Source organism: Candidatus Accumulibacter sp. ACC005 (assembly GCF_907163215.1).
GTDB classification, from domain to species: Bacteria; Pseudomonadota; Gammaproteobacteria; order Burkholderiales; family Rhodocyclaceae; genus Accumulibacter; species Accumulibacter regalis.
Map to the genome: position 1 here is coordinate 99,582 of NZ_CAJQUB010000008.1, position 17,728 is coordinate 117,309.

Below are 17,728 nucleotides of genomic sequence, written 5' to 3' on the forward strand. Positions count from 1 at the left end.
AAAACGGTGCTGTGCTGACCCTGAGCGTCCATGTTCAGCCGGCGGCAAAGCGCAGCGAAATCGTTGGCCTGCACGGCGACGCGCTCAAAGTCCGCCTCGCGGCGCCGGCGATCGACGGGCGCGCGAACGCCGCCCTGATCGAGTTCTTTGCGCAGCGGCTGGGGCTGGCCAAGTCGCTGATCGAGCTGAAGAGTGGCCACCAGTCGCGGCGCAAGCGGTTGACCCTGAGCGGGGTGTCAGCGAGTTCGCTACGGCGCCTTCTCGGGCAGTGAGGCTCAAGCCTCGAAGATGATTCGTCCGCCGACCAGCGTCATGCGCACCCTGCCGATCATTTCGTAACCCAGGTAGGGGCTGTTCTTGCCCTGGCTGCGCAAGGTCTCGGGGGTAAGCCGCCAGGCTTCGCAGGGGTCGAAGACGCAAATGTCGGCACGACTGCCGACGCTCAGCGAGCCGGCGTCGATGCCGAGAATTTCTGCCGGATCACAGGTGATGCGGGCCAGCGCTTCGGCTAAGGGAAGCTGCACCTGTTCCGCCCACAACAGCGTCAAGGGGAGCAGGATTTCCAGGCCGATGGCGCCGGGGACGGCTTCGGCAAACGGCAGTTGCTTGCCATCCGCATCGACCGGGGTGTGGTCCGAACAGATTGCCGCGACCCCCTCGCGAACGGCGGCACGGAGCGCGTCACGGTCGCTTTGCGCGCGTAGCGGCGGGTCGAAGCGAGCGTTGCTGTCGAAGTAGCCGATGTCCATTTCCGAAAGATGCAGGTGGTGGATCGACACGTCACAGCTGACCGGCATCCGCGAACGCTTGGCTTCGCGGACAAGTGCCACGCCGGCGGCTGAAGAAAGCCGCGAAAGATGCAGGCGGACACCGGTTTCGGACGCCAGGTGCAGGGCTGTGGCGATGGCCACGGTTTCCGCCGATACCGGTACCCCGGTCAGTCCCAGCCGCGACGCAACTTCACCATCGTGGGCGACACCCTCACGGGCGAGAAACTGGTCTTGTGGCCGCAGGCGCAGGGCGTACGAAAAAGTTGCCGCGTACTGCATGGCTCGCAGCAGCAGCTGCGTGTCGATGGGCTCGTTGGCCTGCGAGAAGCCAATGCAGCCGGCACGCGCGAGCGCGTTCATTTCAGCGAGCCGCTGGCCAGCCAGCCCGTGGGTCAGGGCGCCGATCGGATAGACGCGTGCCAGGCCAAGCGTTTCGCTGCGCCGTACCAGGCGTTCGACCAGCCCCGGTTCATCGAGCGGTGGTTTGGTGTCTGGCGGACAGGCCAGCGAGGTGACGCCGCCGGCGACGGCGGCGGCGAGTTCGGGTTCGATGGCGCCCAGCCGGGTCGACAGATCGACCAGACCGGGGCAGGCGATCAGCCCGCTGGCGTCAATGCTGCGGTCAGCCGAGAAGCCGGCCGGCGGCTGGCCTATCGACGCAATGCGCGCGTCGGCGACGAACAGGTCGAGCTGCTCATCGAGGCCGTTCCTGGGGTCGATCAGCCGCGCGTTGCGGATGTGGAGGTTCTGCCTGTTCATCGTTCAGTTCCCTGCCAGAATGCCCATGACCGCCATGCGCACGGCAATCCCGAAGGTCACCTGCGGCAGAATCACTGCCTGCGGTCCGTCGGCGACATCAGAGTCGATTTCAACGCCACGATTCATTGGCCCCGGATGCATCACGATGGCGTCCGCTTTGGCCAGCGCCAGCATTGCCGGCGTCAGCCCGTAACAGTGGAAGTACTCGCGCGCCGAGGGCAGCAGCGCACCATTCATGCGCTCGTTCTGCAGGCGCAACATGATGACCACGTCGCAATCGCGTATCCCTTCGCGCAGGTCATGGCAGACCCGCACACCCATTCTTTCGATGGCCGTGGGCAGCAGCGTTTGCGGGCCGACGGCGCGTACCTCGGCGGCGCCGAGGGTGGTCAGCGCGTTGATGTCCGAGCGCGCCACGCGCGAGTGCAGGATGTCGCCGACCACCGCCACCACCAGATTGCTGAAATCCTTCTTGTAGTGACGGATGGTATACATGTCGAGCAGGCCCTGCGTCGGGTGGGCGTGACGTCCGTCGCCGGCATTGACCACGTGCACGTCGTTCCGCCCGAGGCGGCGCAGATGCTCGGTGATCAGGTGCGGCGCACCGCTGGCCGCGTGGCGGACGACGAACATGTCGGCGTGCATGGCGATCAGGTTGTCGACCGTGTCGAGCAGGGTTTCGCCCTTGGCGGTGGACGAGCGCGTCACGTCGAGGTTGATGACGTCCGCGGAGAGGCGTTTGGCGGCAATCTCGAAGGTCGTTCGCGTACGCGTGGAGTTTTCGAAAAAGACGTTGAACACGCTCTTGCCACGCAACAGGGGGACCTTCTTGACGTCGCGGTCGGACACTTCGAGGAAGCTCGATGCGGTATCGAGAATCTGATGAATCAGTTCGCGCGGCAAGCCCTCGATCGACAGCAGGTGCGTCAGCTCGCCATTGGCGTTGAGTTGCGGATTATGCATTGGCAGCCAGGCTCCAGCGCAGGTGGGCGCCGCCGTCCGCAGAGAGCACCAGTTCCTGCGTCGCGTCGAGGTCGACCCGCCAGGTGCAGAAGTCGGCGCAGATGGGCAGTTGCCGCTGGCCGCGGTCGGCGAGAACGGCAAGCTGGATGCTCGCCGGTCGACCGTAGTCGAACAGTTCGTTGATCGCCGCACGCGTCGTGCGACCCGTGTACAGCACGTCGTCGACCAGGATCAGCGGCCGGCCTTCCACATCGAAGGGGATCGATGTTGGCCGGACGCGCGGATGCAGACCCTTTTCGCCGTAGTCATCGCGGTAGAAAGAGACATCGATCAGGCCGATCTCGTTGTCCAGTGCCAGCAGATCGTGCAATCGTCGGGCGACCCAGACGCCGCCGCTGTGAATGCCGACCAGGACCGTGTTCGCGAGCAGCCGGGGTCGGATGAGTTCAGCGAGTTCTCTGCATTGCACGTTGGCGTCGGGAAGTTCAATGGCTGGCATCGGTTGGCTCGTCGGGGGTGGGAGAAAGCGTGGATGAGTCGCCGCGGGTGCTATCGAAATAGTCCTGCAGGATGAGCTGCGCGGCGACGGCGTCAAGATGCCTGCCGGCCTTGCGCGAGTCGTGACCGGCTGCGCGCAGCCGCGCCTGTGCTTCGAGCGAGGAAAGCCGTTCGTCGGCATAATCGACGCTCAGCCTGAAGCGGCCGCGCAGTTGATTGGCGAAACGTTCGCAGCGGGCGGTCATGGCATGTACACTGCCGTCGAGCGACAAGGGCCGTCCGACGACCAGGTTGCGCGGCTGCCATTCTTCGATCAGGGCGGCGATGGCCGCGAAGCGCGCGGCGTTGCCTTCGCCATGGACGGTGGTCAGCGCATGCGCTTGTCGCAGCTGCCACTCGCCGGTCGCGACGCCGATGCGTTTTTCACCGAAGTCGAAAGCGAGCACGGCGCCAGTCGGTCCGCCGGTCGCCTCAGGCATGACCGACTTGGTCGGCAAGGTTGGTGAGGCTGACGCCGAGGAGGTCAAGCGCCGAGGCCAGACGTTCCTCGTAGGGCAACTCGAAGAGAATCGGCAGTTTGGCCGCGACGGTCAACCACGCGTTCTGGGCCAGTTCGTGTTCGAGTTGGCCGGCAGACCAGCCGGAGTAGCCGAGCGTGACCATCAGGTCCTGCGGTTGGCCTTTTTCGGCCACCGACTGCAGAATGTCGCGCGAACTGGTGAGTCCGACGTGATCGTTGACCACCAGTGTCGATTGCCATTGGCCGACCGGTCGGTGCAGGACGAAGCCGCGATCGGTCTGCACCGGCCCGCCGAACAGAACCGGCAGGTTGGCGAAGCCCTCGGCCTCGAGCACGACGTCGATCTTGCCGAGCAGCGTTCCCAGACTCATGTCGATCGGGCGATTGACGATCACCCCCAGCGCGCCACGCTCGTTGTGCTCGGCAATATAGACCAGCGTCCTGGAGAAATACGGATCTGCCATTGCCGGCATGGCAATGAGAAAATGGTCGGTGAGGTTGATGCTTTTCATGGCCTCATTCTAATCGGCGGTGGCTGGGGACACAAAGGTAATCCATGCTCGACTCAATTCTGGTCTGGTTCAGGCGCGATCTGCGTGACAGCGATCACGTCGCGCTGGGTGAAGCGCTGCGCAGGGGAAGGCGCGTCCATTGCGCGTTTCTCTTCGACCGCGAAATTCTCGATCCGCTGCCCAGGCGTGACGACCGGCGCGTCGACTTCATTCGCCAATCGCTGCTCGAACTGGACACCGCCCTGCGCCGGCGTGGCGGCGGTTTGTGGGTCCGCCATGGCTGGGCCGCCGAGGAGATACCGAAACTGGCCGGCGAGCTTGGCGTCGCGGCGGTTTTCGCCAACCGCGATTACGAGCCGCAAGCCAAGCGTCGCGATGCCGCGGTGAGCGCTGCCTTGCACGCCGGCGGAATCGCCTTCGAGTCTTTCAAGGATCAGGCAGTTCTTGACGGCGACGAAGTGCTGACCCAGTCCGGGCGACCGTTTACGGTGTTTTCCCCGTACAAGAAAGCCTGGCTCAAGCGCCTGACCGAGGACGACTGGCAGCCCGGTGAAGGAGAAATCGGGACGCTGGCCACGCCGCCGGGCGCGCAGCGCGTGCCCGCGCTGGCGGAACTCGGATTTGCCGCGACCGACCTGCGCGCGCTGGGTTTCGTCCCCGGGATGTCCGGGGCACGGCAATTGCTCGACGATTTTCTCGGGCGCATCTCCCGCTATCGCCAGCAGCGCGACTTTCCGGCGCTGAAAGGGGTGTCCTATCTGTCGATCCACCTGCGTTTCGGGACCGTCTCGATTCGCGAACTGGTGTCCAGGGCGATCGCCGCGGGGGCCCTGCGGGCGGGTAACGAGGGCGCTGCGACCTGGCTCTCGGAACTCGTCTGGCGTGACTTCTACTTCATGATCCTCGATCGCTTTCCCTACGTCGCCGAGCGCGCCTTCAAGCCGGCTTACGACGCCGTCGCCTGGGAGCAGGGGGCGCCTGCGGACGAGGCCTTCGCGGCCTGGTGCGAAGGACGCACCGGCTATCCGCTGGTCGACGCCGCGATGCGCCAGCTCAACGGCACGGGCTATATGCACAATCGTCTGCGCATGGTCAGCGCCTCGTTTCTGAGCAAGGACCTGGGCATCGACTGGCGGCGCGGCGAGGCTTATTTCGCCGCCCGCTTGAACGACTTCGATCTCGCTGCCAACAACGGTGGCTGGCAATGGGCCGCGTCGAGTGGTTGCGATGCCCAGCCCTATTTCCGGATCTTCAATCCCGTCCTGCAGTCGGAGCGCTTCGACCCTGCGGGCAAGTTCATCCGTCGCTACCTGCCGGAACTGTCCGCCGTTCCTGACCGCTTCATCCACGCGCCGTGGCGGATGAGTCCGGCCGAGCAGGAAGCCTGCGGAGTGCGTATCGGGCGCGAGACGCCGGCACCGCTGGTCGACCATCAGCAGGCCAGGCAGCTGACCCTGGAACGCTACGCGGTCGTCAAGAGCCCCGCTGTTCCCTGACGTGCGCGGCCACCAGGCGTAGCAGTTCCTCTTCCTGATAGGGCTTGCCGAGGTAGTGATTGACGCCCAGCTCGAAGGCGTACTGCCGGTGCTTGTCCGCCGTTCGCGAGGTGATCATGACAATCGGGACGCCGCGCAAGCGCTCGTCGCCGCGCACGTTGCGGGTGAACTCGAAGCCGTCCATACGCGGCATTTCGATGTCCACCAGCAGCACATCGGGGATGATCGCCACCAGTTGTTCGAGAGCATCCATGCCATCCTTGGCGGTCATCACCTGGTAGCCTTCACGGGCCAGCAGCCGGCTGGTGATCTTGCGCACGGTCAGCGAATCGTCGACGATCATCACCGTCGGCAGCGTGGCCGCGACGCCGCCGGCGTTCGCGGCCTGGCGTAGCGTCGGGACCGGCGAAACCGGTGTCGCCGTGCGCGGACGACTGACCAGCGCGATCGGGTTCAGGATCAGCAGCACCTGGCCATTGCCGAGCACCGTCGCTCCAGCCACGCCGATGACCCGCGCCAGCTGCGGGCCGATGTTCTTGACCACGATTTCCTGATTGCCCAGCACTTCATCGACCTGAAGCGCCACCCGGCGCGCACCACTGCGCAGGAGCAGGACCCAGTACTGGGGATGTTTTTCCGGGAGCGCCTGCGGTGCGCCGAGGAGGTGCGGCAGATAGTGGAAGGGATAGGGGTTGCCGCTCCACAGCGCCGCATTGGCTTCGCGAATGCGCGTCAGGCCCTTTTCCTTGAGGTCGAGAACCTGCTCGATCATTGCCGCCGGAATCGCGTACTCGCGTTGGCCGGAGCGCACCAGCAAGGCCTTGGTCACCGCCAGCGTCAGCGGCAGATAGAGGCGGAAAGTGGTTCCCTGGTCGGGCGTGGACAGCACTTCGATGCGCCCGCCAAGGCTGACCACGGCGCTCTTCAGGACGTCCATGCCGATGCCGCGCCCGGCCAGGCGCGTAACGCCGCTGGCGGTCGAGATTCCCGGCGCAAAGATCATCTCGACGACCTGCGCGTCGTCCGTCGCCTGCTCCTCGGTCAGCAGGCCAGCGGCCAGACCGCGCTCACGCAAGCGCTGCCGGTCGAGTCCGGCGCCGTCATCGGCAAAGGCGACAATGACCTCGTTGCCTTCCTGGGTCAGTTTCAGAGACAGCTCGCCGATCTCCGGTTTGCCCTTGGCCCGGCGCTGCTGGGCGTTTTCGAGGCCGTGGGCGACGGCGTTGCGCAGCATGTGTTCGAGCGGCGCCAGCATCTTGTCGAGGACCATGCGGTCGAGCTGCAGCTGGCCACCGCTGATTTCCAGGTTGGCCCGCTTGCCCAGCTCCTTGCCTGCCTGGCGAACAATTCGGTAGAGGCGGTCGGCAATGCTGCTGAACGGCACCATGCGCACCGACATCAGCTCCTGCTGAACTTCGCGGTTCAGACGTGACTGCGCGAGGATGGCGGCGTTGGCGTCGTCAAGGTTTTTCAGCAGGTTCTGCTGCACGGTGGCGACATCGTTTACCGACTCGGCCATCATCCGCGTCAGTTCCTGAAAACGCGTAAAGCGGTCGAATTCGAGGGGGTCGAAATCGATCGGGCGGCGTTCATCGCTGTGCGCCGTGCGTGACTGCATCTGCAATTCGGCCTGCAGTTCGATATCGCGCAGTTGGCGGCGCAGTCGGATGACGTTCTCGGTGAGATCGAGCAGCGATCCCTTGATGGCCCGCATTTCGCCCTCAATCCGCGAACGCGCAATGGACAGCTCGCCGGCTTCGTTGACCAGGCGGTCGATGAGGTCGGCACGCACGCGCAGCAGGGCGCGCTGCCCGCCGCTCTCGCTTTCGCCTTCCTGCGCTTCGGGCTGTCCTGCAGGCGCACTCTGGTCGGCAGAGGGAAGCGCGATTTCGGCGCCGGCGACAGCGTCTGACGCGATATCCTCGGCGGCGGCGTCGGGAACTTCGACCGGCGCGTCGGCCAGCTCGCCGCGCTGCAGCCGTTCGACAATCTGGACGATGACGTCGAACGCATTATCGATATCGTCGATCAGTTCGAGCGGCGAGTTCTCCGTCTGCTGTGCTTCCGCCATGCGCGTTTCGATGGCGTGCGTCAGCTCGCCAAGGTTCATCGCTCCGGCCATGCGTGCGCTACCCTTGAGGGTATGAAACAGGCGCGCCAGGCGGCGCAGGACGTCGCTGTCGGAAGGCTTGCTGCGCCAGGCGCGCAGTTGCGTGGCGATGTTCTGGGTGAGGTCGAGCGCCTCTTCCAGGAACAGCGGCAGCAGCTGCTCGTCGAGCTCATCGTGCATCTCCGGGACGGCCAGCGCGCTGCCGCTCGGCGCTGCCGCAGTGGCCTGCGTCGCGGTGATCGATTGCGGCCCGGCAGTCGCCGGCGATGGCGGTGTGTCGAGGTCCGGCGTTTTCGCTGTGAGCGCTTCCTTGCTCGCTTCGTCGCCGGTATCGCCGTCGCCGCGCGCCTGCTCTGCAGCCAGCTCGGCCTCTTTCTCGGCGGTCTGCTCAAGATACAGTGCGTCGAGCGTGTCGATCAGCACGGGAGCCGCGTCGGGTTCGTGCTGGCCGACGATGTCGGTCAGCATCAGGGCCAGTCCGGCAATCGCCTGGCGGATGGCTTCCAGCGCTTCGGCGCTGTCCGGATGCGCTGCGTGATTGCGCCGCGAGATGGCGTGTTCGAGGGCCATGCTCAGGCGATTCACCGGCTCGATGCCGACCGTTCCAGCGATGCCGGCCAGCGTATGCGCTGCGCGATACATCTCGTGCGTGGTTGGCGCCGCGGGGTCGCTTTCGAGCACCGAGAACTCATGCCGCAGGGTTGCCAGATGTGTTCCGGCCTCTTCGTTGAAGATCTCGGCCAGCGCCGAGGTGATGGTCAGTCGCAGGCGTGGGCCGGGCTCGTTGCCCGCGCCTTCGCCGGGCGCCTCGGCGCCTCCGTCCGGCGCCCCTGCAGCGCTGTCATCCGCTGCGGCTGCCGCTTCCGGCTGCGGCGTTTCGCCGCCGCCCTCCTCGCTGCCGCGCAGAAGCGACGTGGCAAGCGCCATCATTGGCGCGGCATCGGGTGCCTGCGCCTGGCCGGTTTTCAGATGCTCGACCCAGGCGACGAAGAGCGCGTAGGCCTGGCCGACGAGGTCGATGATCGCCGGCGTGACCTCGTGTTCCTGGCGCAGCCACAGGTTGAGAACCTGTTCCACCGACCACGCCGCTTCACCGAAATCCCTCAGTCCGACCATGCGGCCACTGCCCTTGAGGGTATGTACGGAACGACGGATGGCGGTCAGCAATTCTGCGGCTTGTGGCTGCGTTTTCAGTGACTGGAAGTTTCTGTCGATGCTCGCCAGCACCTCTTGCGCCTCGTCAAGAAAGATCTCCAGGATTTCGGCGTCGACTTCCTCGCTGCTGGACTGCGCGAGCTGGATCGTTTCTGCGGAGGGCTGCGGTGTCTCGGCGGTTTGCGGCTTGAGCGCAGCCATCAGTGCGTCGAGTTGTGCGCTGGCGTCGCCGCCAGCGGCGAGCGCCGACAGCAGAGCCTTGATCTGGGGCTCGACCTGCCGGTCGCCAACCAGATCGCCGTCTTTCTGCAGCGCGGCGAGATGCCTGGCGACCTGCTGGCGCAACTGCGCCTCGTCCGGCCGATCCTTGAGCGCTTGCAACAGGGCGTGCGCCTCGAGTTTCTGCTCCTCGACTTCCTTCTCCACTGTCCCCGCGGGCGCCTCGACGAGCGCTTCGCGGCCAACACTGGACTCCATCTTGCGGACGAAGGCATCGAAGTCAGTCGCGCCGTGTTGCAGTGCGTCGACAAAGAAACCGACCAGCGACAGCTTCTCGGCAAGTTGCTCGAAATCGCTCTCCAGCGGGACATAGTCCGGGGCGGAGAAGGTTTGTATCTCGGCGGCGCACTTCTTCAGGACGGCAACCGCCCCTTCGTGGCGCATCATGGTCAGCGCGCCGATGACCTGGCGCATCGGCGTTTCCAGGCCTTCCAGATCGGACCCCTTGTCGACGTCCCGGAAGAACCCGTCAAGCACCTGTTCGACCTGCGTCAGGTTGCTCTGGATCTCCCTGGCGACCTGGCTGACCAGCAATTTTTCCTGCGCCTGCCGGGACATCGCGTCGAGCGAAGGCAGTTCGGATTCGGCGGCCAGCGACTTCCCGGCCAGGCAGGCATGAATTCGATCGACCATGACATCGACCTGGTGCGTGAAGCTGCTGTCCAGGTACTGGATGTTTCCCTGGGCATTCAGCGCCAGCAGGATGGCCGTGGCAGTTTCCATGGCCAGCACTTCGTTGTGCATCGTCGGCGCCTTGCGGAGGAACTCGGCGACCTCCGCGATGGCCTGAGCCAGGCGGCGAAAGTCGTCCTGGCCAAGCTCCTCGACCACTGCCGCCAGCGCCATGCTGCTGCTCGCGAAGGTCGGCAGCGCCTGCGTCGTTCCGGCGCAGAACTTGTTCCAGGATTCCTCGGTGCTGGCGATCGCCTCACGCAGGCGGCGGCGGACAGACTCCTCGGCGACCGCGGCTTCCGGTGCTGTGCCGGGCAGCAGCGCGGCCAATTGGTAGGCTTTCTGGACGCGCTGGATGGCGCGATGCTTGCTGTTGGCGTTGCCGACGAGGTATAGCGCGTCACGCATCAGGCGCTCGGCGACATTGTTAGAGCCTTCGAGGAGTCGCCGAATCTGCAGGTCGATGCGCGTGCACAGTTGTCTGGCATCGGCATCCGGCGGCAGCGCTCGTTCACCCAGCGCGGTCAGGAAGGCGGTGGCCACCCACCAGAAAGCGCGCGCCGAAGGCAATTCCTGGATGGCCTCGATGCGTTTGACGGCGTCGAGCATTTCCGGCACGCCCGTCCCGCTCTGCGGTGCCCGCAACCATGACAAGAGGCCGCGCTGGAAGTGAGCGCGTTGCTGCCGCAGGCGGCCCTGGATCTCGCCAGCACCGGCTTTCGCCGTGCCGCTTGCGCGCCGTGGCGGGCGTACGCGCAGGTCGGGGAAGAAGAGATCGGTGGCCAGCGCGCGTTGCAGGCCACGTGCCGCCTGCAGCTCCCGATAGAGGGGCAGGAGGCGCAGTGGCTGGTTCGGCTGGCCGCCGATCAGGTCATCGAGGTAATGACGAAGGCTGGCCATGGCGCGTTGTGCCAGCTCGACGCGCTCCAAGCTGCACGCGTGCTCCTGCCGCTCGATCGCCTCGAGCAAGGATTCCAGCGCCTCGGTAAACTGCGTGACTCCGTCGAGACCGACGATGGTCAGAGCGCCCTGCACCTGATGCAGGTGGGTGCGACAGAATCTGACCTGGCCGAGATCGGCGCTGTCGACGGCCAGGCTCGCCGCAACTTCCTGCAGCGCCTGGTCGGCGCGCTCCAGGGCGAGGTCGATCTCGCTCTTGACCCAGGTCAGCGGGCCGATATCGAAGTCCGTCTGGGCATTCATCCGGGAAGGGGTCTCCACTCCAGTCTATAGGCGCGGGCGCTCACTTGACTTTGAAACCGGCGACCGAGCCTTTCAGCTCGGTAGCCAGACCGGCCAGCTCGCCAATTGCCGTCGCCGTCTTTTCCGTGCCGGTCGTCGTTTGTCCGGTGACCAGCAGGATGTCCTGCATCTTGCGGGTCACCTTGGTCGCCAGTTCCGATTGCTGCCGCGTGGCGCCGGCGATGGTTTCGATCAAGGCCGTGAGCTCCCGCGAAACCTCGCTGATTTCGGCCAGCGCCTGACCTGCGGCGTCGGATAGTCGGGCCCCTTCGACGACGCCGCGGGTGGACTCCTCCATCGCCGAAACGGTGTCCTGGGTGTCGGTCTGAATGGTTCTGACGATCGCCCCGATCTGTTTGGTCGCTTCGCCCGAACGTTCGGCGAGGCGCTGCACCTCTTCGGCAACGACGGTGAAGCCGCGCCCCGCCTCGCCGGCCGAAGCGGCCTGGATGGCTGCGTTGAGCGCCAGGACATTGGTCTGTTCGGTGATGTCCGAGATGAGCTCGACGATTTCGCCGATTTCCTGCGACGACTCGCCGAGGCGCTTGATACGCTTCGAGGTTTCCTGAATCTGGTCGCGGATCTTGTTCATGCCCTTGATCGAGTCTTCGACGGCCTGGGTTCCCTTGGCGGCCGCCGCCAGCGACTGGCGGGCGACGGTGGCCGACTGCTTGGCGTCGCTGGAAACGTTGGTCATTGACGTTGACATGTTCAGTACCGACTGACCGGCCGATTTAATTTCGGCGGTCTGTTGCTCGGCCGCGGCGAGCAGTTCGACGGAGATTTGCTGCGCCATTCCCGTCGCCACGGTAACCCGGCTGGCAGCATCGTTGATACGACCGACGAGTACGCGCAGTTCTTCAATGGTGTAGTTGATCGAGTCGGCGATGGCCCCGGTGATGTCCTCGGAGACCGTCGCGGTTACCGTCAGGTCACCGTCGGCGAGGTCGCCAAGCTCGTTCATCAGGCGCAGGATGGCACCTTGGTTCTGGCGGTTGACCAACTCCGTTTCCCGGCGGCCGCGCTCGGCAGTCTCGGCCTGTCGTTTGCTCTCCGCCAGATAGGTCCTGGCGAGCAACAACAGCAGGCTGATGGCGAGCACGATCAGGCCGCCAAGGGCGAAACCGTAGCCGCTACGTTCCATGACGTTGGTTTGGTAGGCCCTGGCCAGCTGGTCGGTGGCGCCAAGCAGCTCTTCGCTGTCACGAAAGATCTGCGAACCCGCCTGCTTGGCAATGACCAGCCGCTGCAGGTTGCCGAGGATGCCGCCAACAGCGGTTCGATACTCGCTGAAACTGGCATCCAGTTCGCCTAACTTCTGTTTCGTCTCCGTGTCCGTGGTGGCGGCGATGCGTAGCGTCTCGCTGCCCTTGCTCAAGGCGCTGATGAGATCGCGAAAAGTGTTCGTGTCCTTGCCCAGGAGGAAGGCGATTTCCGCGTCGATGGCGTCGCCGACGAGCAGCGCATTGGCGTTCTTGGCGATTCGCTGGGTGAGCATCACCAGCTGGTTGGCGGCGGCTATATCGCGGATGCCGGCGCTGCTCTGCAGCTTGAGTGCGGCGATCTGCTCCGAGCGCTCGAGTAGCTGCGGGTTCTTGTCGTTGATCGAGGCGACGTCCTTGCCCAGCGAGATCAGGTTCTTCTCCATCTCCAGGAGCCGCCCGGCATTCTTGTCGGTCTTCGCCCAGGCCTCGCTCAGGAAGAGCAGCTGCGGGTGCACGCTTGTCGGCGAAGCGGGCACCAGCGTGGCGCCCAGTTCGCCACCGTTGATCAGGCGGTCGAGGCTGGTCACGAAACTGTCACGCGAATCCCGGAGCTGCTTGAATGCTGCCGGATCGCCCAGCAAAGCCAGGCTCGATGCCTTGGCCAGTCGCTGCGAGAGCATTCCCATGTCGCCGGCGGCGGCAATGTAGGCGGTGCCGTAGGTCGACTGCCGGTCGTCACGATAAACCACGACGGCGATGATCAGCATGACCAGCAGCAGTGCGCCACCCAGAATCTGCAGCTGTTTGGCCACCGGGTAGCGGCCGACCAGGGGCAGCGAAAACGGAGGCTCCTCGTCGCCCATCTCGGCATCGGAATCCATCACCGTGCGAGCCCCCAGGGTCTCGCCTGCCGGGTCTTTCGTAGCGGACAAAAAACTCGGCAGCTTGGACTTCAACGTCATATTTCTCTCCGGTTACACGGTCGCTACGGGGTGACTGATGGTCGTCGATGCCCTTGCTCGATCAAGCGGCTCATACGCCAATGTCCATGAACGCCTCGTCAGCCAGCAGCTCCCGGACCTTGAGCTTCTTCCAGCGCCGCCCCTCGTTGTCGCTGTAGGACTCCTGCGCCCAGGTTGGCGCTGCCGCGTCGGCCGCCTCCGGATGCAAGGCTTCAACATTGCGCAATCCAATCATGCGCGTGACCAGCAAGGCGGCGTTGCTGCCGTGGCGGGTACCGATCAACAGCAGCCGGGAGCTGGCATTCTGCGGCGTTGCCTCCTTGCCGAGAAAGGCCGCCAGGTCGACCACCGAGTACAGGTTGCCGCGAATATTGGCGACGCCGGCGAACCACGGCAGCGTCAACGGCACGCTGGTCAGCGGGGTCAGCGGAACGATTTCGCCGGAGTCGGCCAGGTCCAGGAGCCAGTAGTCGGGGCCCGCCTGGATGCCGAGCAAGCCTGCCGAACTCTGATTGCCCGTGCCGGCCAGCCGTGCCGCCAGGTAAGACTGAAAATCGTGCAGGCTGATCTTTTTGGTCATGCGCTTGCGGGCAGTCAGAGTGCCGCAATCTTGGCCAGCAGCTCAGGGCCGTTGACGGGCTTGACCAGGTAATCCTGCGCGCCCTGGCGCAGGCCCCAGATCTTGTCGGTTTCCTGCCCCTTGGTCGTGCATACGATGACCGGAATGTTGCGCGTCGCCTCGTCGCGGGTCAGGGTGCGGGTCGCCTGATAGCCATTGAGGCCGGGCATGACCACGTCCATCAGGATCAGATCCGGCAGTTCGCTCTTCGCCTTGGCGATTCCTTCTTCGCCGCTGTCCGCCGTAATGACCTCATAGCCACTGCTGGTCAATAAGGCTTTCATGACATGGCGCTCGGTGGGCGAATCGTCAACGACGAGGATTTTCTTGATGGTCATGGTGTCTGGCTCTCTCAGGCTGACCGCGGTGCAAAATTCGCCACCGTTTGCAGGAGGCTGTCTTTGGTGAATGGCTTGGTCAGATACTGGTCCGAGCCGACCATGCGACCGCGCGCGCGGTCGAACAGGCCGTCCTTGGACGACAGCATGATCACCGGCGTGGCGCGGAAACGCTGGTTCTTCTTGATCAGCGCACAGGTCTGATAGCCGTCGAGTCGCGGCATTACGATGTCACAGAAAATGACTGCTGGCTGATGATCTGCGATTTTTGCCAAGGCATCGAAACCGTCCTCCGCCAGCAATACCTGGCAGCCGGCCTGGACAAGAAATATTTCCGCGCTGCGACGTATGGTATTACTGTCGTCAATGACCATGACCTTGACGCCGCGCAGACTTGCCGCTTCAGCCAATTGTCTCCTCCCGAGTGCGTCAGGTTTTTATCTTGAGGGCGTCACTTTTCCGACGTCATCTCCTGCTGACATTACTATAACGCATTGTCTTCAAATCTCGACCATTTCGAAGTCTTCCTTGCGCGCACCGCATTCCGGACAGGTCCAGTTGATCGGCACGTCCTGCCAGTGGGTCCCGGGCGCGATGCCTTCGTCTGGCAGGCCCGCCGCCTCGTCATAAATGAAGCCGCAGGTGAGGCACATCCAGGTCAGGTACTGTTGGTCGTTTGCTGTGTTCATGGCTACCGTCGGTTTTCGGTTAGAATCGGCGAAAATCCGATAGATTCTAGCCAAACCCCTCTCTTGCTGCCAAGACTTTCTTTTGACGGAAAATCTTGGCTGACCGCGGCCCTGCACCGATGAACTCCTTTTCTGCCCGAATGCCGCCACCGATCGTGTTGAGCTTCGCGGCCAGCGACCCCTCCGGCGGAGCGGGCCTGCAGGCCGACCTGATGACTGTCTCGGCGCTCGGCTGCCACGCCCTTTCGGTGACCACGGCGCTGACTGTCCAGGATTCGCTCGGCGTCGCCGGCATTCTCGCCATCGATGCCGACTGGGTCGAAGATCAGGCGCGCACCCTGCTCCAGGACATGCCGGTAGCGGCGTTCAAGATTGGCCTGCTGGGCAGCGCCGACAACATCCTGATCATCGCCGATATCCTCGCCGATTACCCGCTGCTGCCGGTCGTCCTCGACCCGGTCCTGGCCTCCGGGCGCGGCGATGAACTGGCGGATGACGAAATGATCGCCGCCTTGCGCGAGCTCCTCCTGCCGCTGACCACGATCCTGACGCCGAATACGCTCGAAGCTCGCCGACTCGCCGACCCGGCGCAAGCTGCGCACGGCGATCAGGCTGTCGATGTCGACGTCTGTGCGCAGCGCCTGCTCTCCCTTGGTTGCGAGTACCTGCTGTTGACCGGAACGCATGACAACACGCCGCGCGTCGTCAATCGGCTTTACGGACGCGACGCGGGTCTGTTGCGCAGCGACAGCTGGGATCGCCTGCCCGGCAGCTACCATGGGTCGGGCTGTACGCTGGCCTCGGCGATAGCTGCCCATCTCGCCCGCGGCATGCCGGTCTGCGAGGCCGCGCAGGCCGCGCAGGACTACACCTGGCAAGCGCTGGCTGCCGGTTTCCGGGTCGGCATGGGCCAGTACCTGCCGGATCGCTTCTTCCGGCTGCGCGCCGGTGGCGGTGATCCCCTTGCCTGACGCCGTGCGCGAGTCGCTGCGTGGCCTCTACGCGATCACCCCGGATTGCCTCGCCGCCAACGTCCTTCTTGACCGCGTTCGGGCGGCGCTGCAGGGTGGCGCGGCCTTTGTCCAGTATCGCGACAAGGGTGGCGACACGACCCGCCAGGCAGAGACGGCGCGCGCCTTGCTCGCCCTTTGCCGGCAGTTCGGCGCCCGCTTGCTGATCAACGACGATCTGGCACTGGCGCTGGCGGTGGGCGCCGACGGTGTGCACCTGGGCGCCACCGACGGCAAGCTGGCGACGGCGCGCGAGGCGCTGGGTGGCGCTCGCCTGCTCGGCGCATCCTGCTACGACGACTTCGAGCGCGCCCGGGCGGCGGCTGCGCTCGGCGCGGATTACCTTGCCTTTGGCGCCATGCACCCGTCGTCGACCAAGCCGCTGGCGGTGCGTGCCTCGCCGTCGCTGATGACCCGTTGTCGCGCCGAATTGCAGGTGCCGGCCTGCGCCATTGGTGGTATCACGGTCGAGAACGCCGCGCCTCTGCTCGCCGCCGGCGCCGACTTGCTGGCCGTGATCAGCGATCTCTTCGAGGCGCCTGACGTGGCGTCGCGCGCCGCCGCCTATTACCAATTATTCGAGGAAAATGCTCGTGATCTCCCACAATCAACAACTTTTTGAGCGTGCCCAGAAGCACATACCGGGTGGCGTCAACTCGCCGGTGCGCGCTTTCAAGTCGGTCGGCGGTACGCCGTGCTTCTTCGTCGCCGGTTCCGGCGCCCATGTCACCGACGCGGACGGCAAGAGCTACGTCGATTATGTCGGCTCGTGGGGACCCTTGATTCTCGGCCACGCGCATCCCGGGGTGCTGGCGGCGGTTCAGGAAGCGACGCGCAAGGGGCTGTCCTTTGGCGCGCCGACCGAAAGCGAGGTCGACATGGCCGAGCTGCTGTGCGAGTCGCTGCCGTCTCTGGAAATGGTTCGCCTGGTCAGTTCCGGGACCGAGGCGACGATGAGTGCCATCCGCCTGGCGCGCGGCCACACCGGGCGGGACCTGCTGATCAAGTTCGAAGGTTGTTACCACGGCCATTCGGACAGTCTGCTGGTCAAGGCCGGTTCGGGGATGCTGACCCTCGGCAACCCCAGTTCCGCCGGGGTACCCGCTGATCTTGCCCGGCACACCCTGGTTCTCGACTACAACGACACGGCCGGACTGGAAGCCGCCTTTGCCGAGCACGGCGCGCAGATTGCCGCGCTGATCGTCGAACCGGTCGCCGGCAACATGAACCTGGTCATGCCGCGGCCCGAATTCCTGCAGGCGATGCGCAAGTTGTGCAGCGAGCACGGCGCGGTGCTGATTTTCGACGAGGTGATGACCGGTTTCCGGGTCGGCGCCGGGTGCGCGCAGGGCCTGTACGGGATCACGCCGGACCTGACCACGCTCGGCAAGGTGATCGGCGGTGGCCTGCCGGTGGGCGCTTTCGGCGGTCGCCGGGAGATCATGGCCCAGGTCGCACCGCTCGGGCCGGTCTACCAGGCGGGCACGCTGTCCGGTAATCCGGTCGCCGTGGCCGCTGGTCTGGCGACGCTGAAGTGTGTCCGTGCGGCCGGTTTCTACGAGCAGCTCACGCAACGTACCCGACAGCTGACCGACGGCTTGCGCGCGGCGGCGGCAAGGAACGGCGTGCCGTTTTCGGCGCAGGCCGTCGGCGGCATGTTCGGCCTCTACTTTCGTCCCGAGTGTCCGCAAAGCTACGGCGAGGTGATGAGCTGCGATCAGCAGGCCTTCAACCGCTTCTTTCACGGCATGCTCGACGCCGGCCACTATTTTGCTCCGGCGGCCTTCGAAGCGGGCTTCGTTTCGGCGGCGCACGCCGAGGCCGACATTGCGGCGACGGTCGCTGCTGCCGAAGCGGTTTTCAAGGCCTGGTAGCTGGCCGGGGAGAGGCGGGCAGGGCGCGCGCGACGACGCAGCGCCCGCTGGCGCA

At 65.0% G+C, this 17,728-nt stretch carries 16 protein-coding genes; 5 read left to right on the forward strand and 11 right to left on the reverse strand.

From position 1 onward, the window contains the following. Positions 1-11: 11 nt before the first annotated feature. Entirely contained in the window at positions 12-272 is a 261-nt protein-coding gene (locus QZ613_RS10625) for a DUF167 domain-containing protein (RefSeq protein ID WP_291863523.1), read from the forward strand. A gap of 3 nt (positions 273-275) precedes the next feature. Here QZ613_RS10625 and QZ613_RS10630 read toward each other — a convergent pair whose 3' ends face one another. From QZ613_RS10630 to QZ613_RS10650, 5 genes are read right to left on the reverse strand one after another with little or no spacing between them, the layout of a single operon-like run. Next, a complete protein-coding gene (locus QZ613_RS10630; protein WP_043563247.1) occupies positions 276-1,529 on the reverse strand; it encodes a dihydroorotase in 1,254 nt (417 codons plus the stop codon). 3 nt (positions 1,530-1,532) lie between these two features. Next, the gene (locus QZ613_RS10635; RefSeq protein WP_291982344.1) at positions 1,533-2,492 is read right to left on the reverse strand and encodes an aspartate carbamoyltransferase catalytic subunit; all 960 of its coding nucleotides are present in this window, start codon (positions 2,490-2,492) and stop codon (positions 1,533-1,535) included. Further along, positions 2,485-2,991 (reverse strand): bifunctional pyr operon transcriptional regulator/uracil phosphoribosyltransferase PyrR, encoded by a 507-nt coding sequence (gene pyrR / locus QZ613_RS10640; protein ID WP_291982346.1) that lies wholly within the window; start codon positions 2,989-2,991, stop codon positions 2,485-2,487. The genes QZ613_RS10635 and pyrR overlap by 8 nt, the downstream gene beginning before the upstream one ends. Further along, positions 2,978-3,469: a Holliday junction resolvase RuvX gene (gene ruvX, locus QZ613_RS10645; RefSeq protein WP_043563250.1), complete on the reverse strand. Its 492-nt coding sequence runs from the start codon at positions 3,467-3,469 to the stop codon at positions 2,978-2,980. Before ruvX ends, pyrR begins: the two co-directional genes overlap by 14 nt. Continuing rightward, entirely contained in the window at positions 3,462-4,022 is a 561-nt protein-coding gene (locus QZ613_RS10650) for a YqgE/AlgH family protein (RefSeq protein ID WP_043563251.1), read from the reverse strand. Before QZ613_RS10650 ends, ruvX begins: the two co-directional genes overlap by 8 nt. A gap of 44 nt (positions 4,023-4,066) precedes the next feature. On the opposite strand from QZ613_RS10650, the gene QZ613_RS10655 reads away from it, so the two are divergent. Then, positions 4,067-5,518: a deoxyribodipyrimidine photo-lyase gene (locus QZ613_RS10655; RefSeq protein WP_291982348.1), complete on the forward strand. Its 1,452-nt coding sequence runs from the start codon at positions 4,067-4,069 to the stop codon at positions 5,516-5,518. On the opposite strand, the gene QZ613_RS10660 is transcribed toward QZ613_RS10655, so the two are convergent. The 6 genes from QZ613_RS10660 to QZ613_RS10685 all read right to left on the reverse strand — a co-directional run bounded on the left by QZ613_RS10660 (position 5,496) and on the right by QZ613_RS10685 (position 14,789). After that, positions 5,496-10,937, reverse strand: a complete 5,442-nt coding sequence (locus tag QZ613_RS10660) for an Hpt domain-containing protein (RefSeq protein ID WP_291982350.1) — start codon at positions 10,935-10,937, stop codon at positions 5,496-5,498. The two genes, QZ613_RS10655 and QZ613_RS10660, sit on opposite strands and share 23 nt — an antisense overlap. 40 nt (positions 10,938-10,977) lie before the next feature. Beyond that, positions 10,978-13,143, reverse strand: coding sequence for a methyl-accepting chemotaxis protein (locus QZ613_RS10665; RefSeq protein ID WP_043563254.1), 2,166 nt, complete (start codon positions 13,141-13,143; stop codon positions 10,978-10,980). 70 nt (positions 13,144-13,213) lie between these two features. Next, the gene (locus tag QZ613_RS10670) at positions 13,214-13,723 is read right to left on the reverse strand and encodes a chemotaxis protein CheW (RefSeq protein ID WP_043563256.1); all 510 of its coding nucleotides are present in this window, start codon (positions 13,721-13,723) and stop codon (positions 13,214-13,216) included. Positions 13,724-13,737: 14 nt separating this feature from the next. Continuing rightward, positions 13,738-14,100 carry a response regulator gene (locus tag QZ613_RS10675; protein WP_042330025.1) on the reverse strand — a complete coding sequence of 121 codons (363 nt, stop codon included), beginning with the start codon at positions 14,098-14,100 and terminating at the stop codon, positions 13,738-13,740. Between the two features lie 14 nt (positions 14,101-14,114). Then, positions 14,115-14,510 (reverse strand): response regulator, encoded by a 396-nt coding sequence (locus tag QZ613_RS10680; RefSeq protein ID WP_043563257.1) that lies wholly within the window; start codon positions 14,508-14,510, stop codon positions 14,115-14,117. A gap of 90 nt (positions 14,511-14,600) precedes the next feature. Next, positions 14,601-14,789: a rubredoxin gene (locus QZ613_RS10685; protein ID WP_043563259.1), complete on the reverse strand. Its 189-nt coding sequence runs from the start codon at positions 14,787-14,789 to the stop codon at positions 14,601-14,603. Between the two features lie 119 nt (positions 14,790-14,908). Here QZ613_RS10685 and QZ613_RS10690 point away from each other — a divergent pair, with 119 nt between their 5' ends. Genes QZ613_RS10690 through hemL form a run of 3 tightly spaced genes read left to right on the forward strand, consistent with a single transcriptional unit; the run spans position 14,909 to position 17,673 of the window. After that, positions 14,909-15,760 carry a hydroxymethylpyrimidine/phosphomethylpyrimidine kinase gene (locus QZ613_RS10690; RefSeq protein ID WP_291863507.1) on the forward strand — a complete coding sequence of 284 codons (852 nt, stop codon included), beginning with the start codon at positions 14,909-14,911 and terminating at the stop codon, positions 15,758-15,760. Next, on the forward strand, positions 15,753-16,421 hold the full coding sequence (thiE, locus tag QZ613_RS10695; RefSeq protein ID WP_291982352.1) for a thiamine phosphate synthase: 669 nt from the start codon (positions 15,753-15,755) through the stop codon (positions 16,419-16,421). Before QZ613_RS10690 ends, thiE begins: the two co-directional genes overlap by 8 nt. After that, on the forward strand, positions 16,393-17,673 hold the full coding sequence (gene hemL, locus QZ613_RS10700; RefSeq protein ID WP_291982354.1) for a glutamate-1-semialdehyde 2,1-aminomutase: 1,281 nt from the start codon (positions 16,393-16,395) through the stop codon (positions 17,671-17,673). Before thiE ends, hemL begins: the two co-directional genes overlap by 29 nt. The last annotated feature ends 55 nt before the right edge of the window (positions 17,674-17,728 follow it).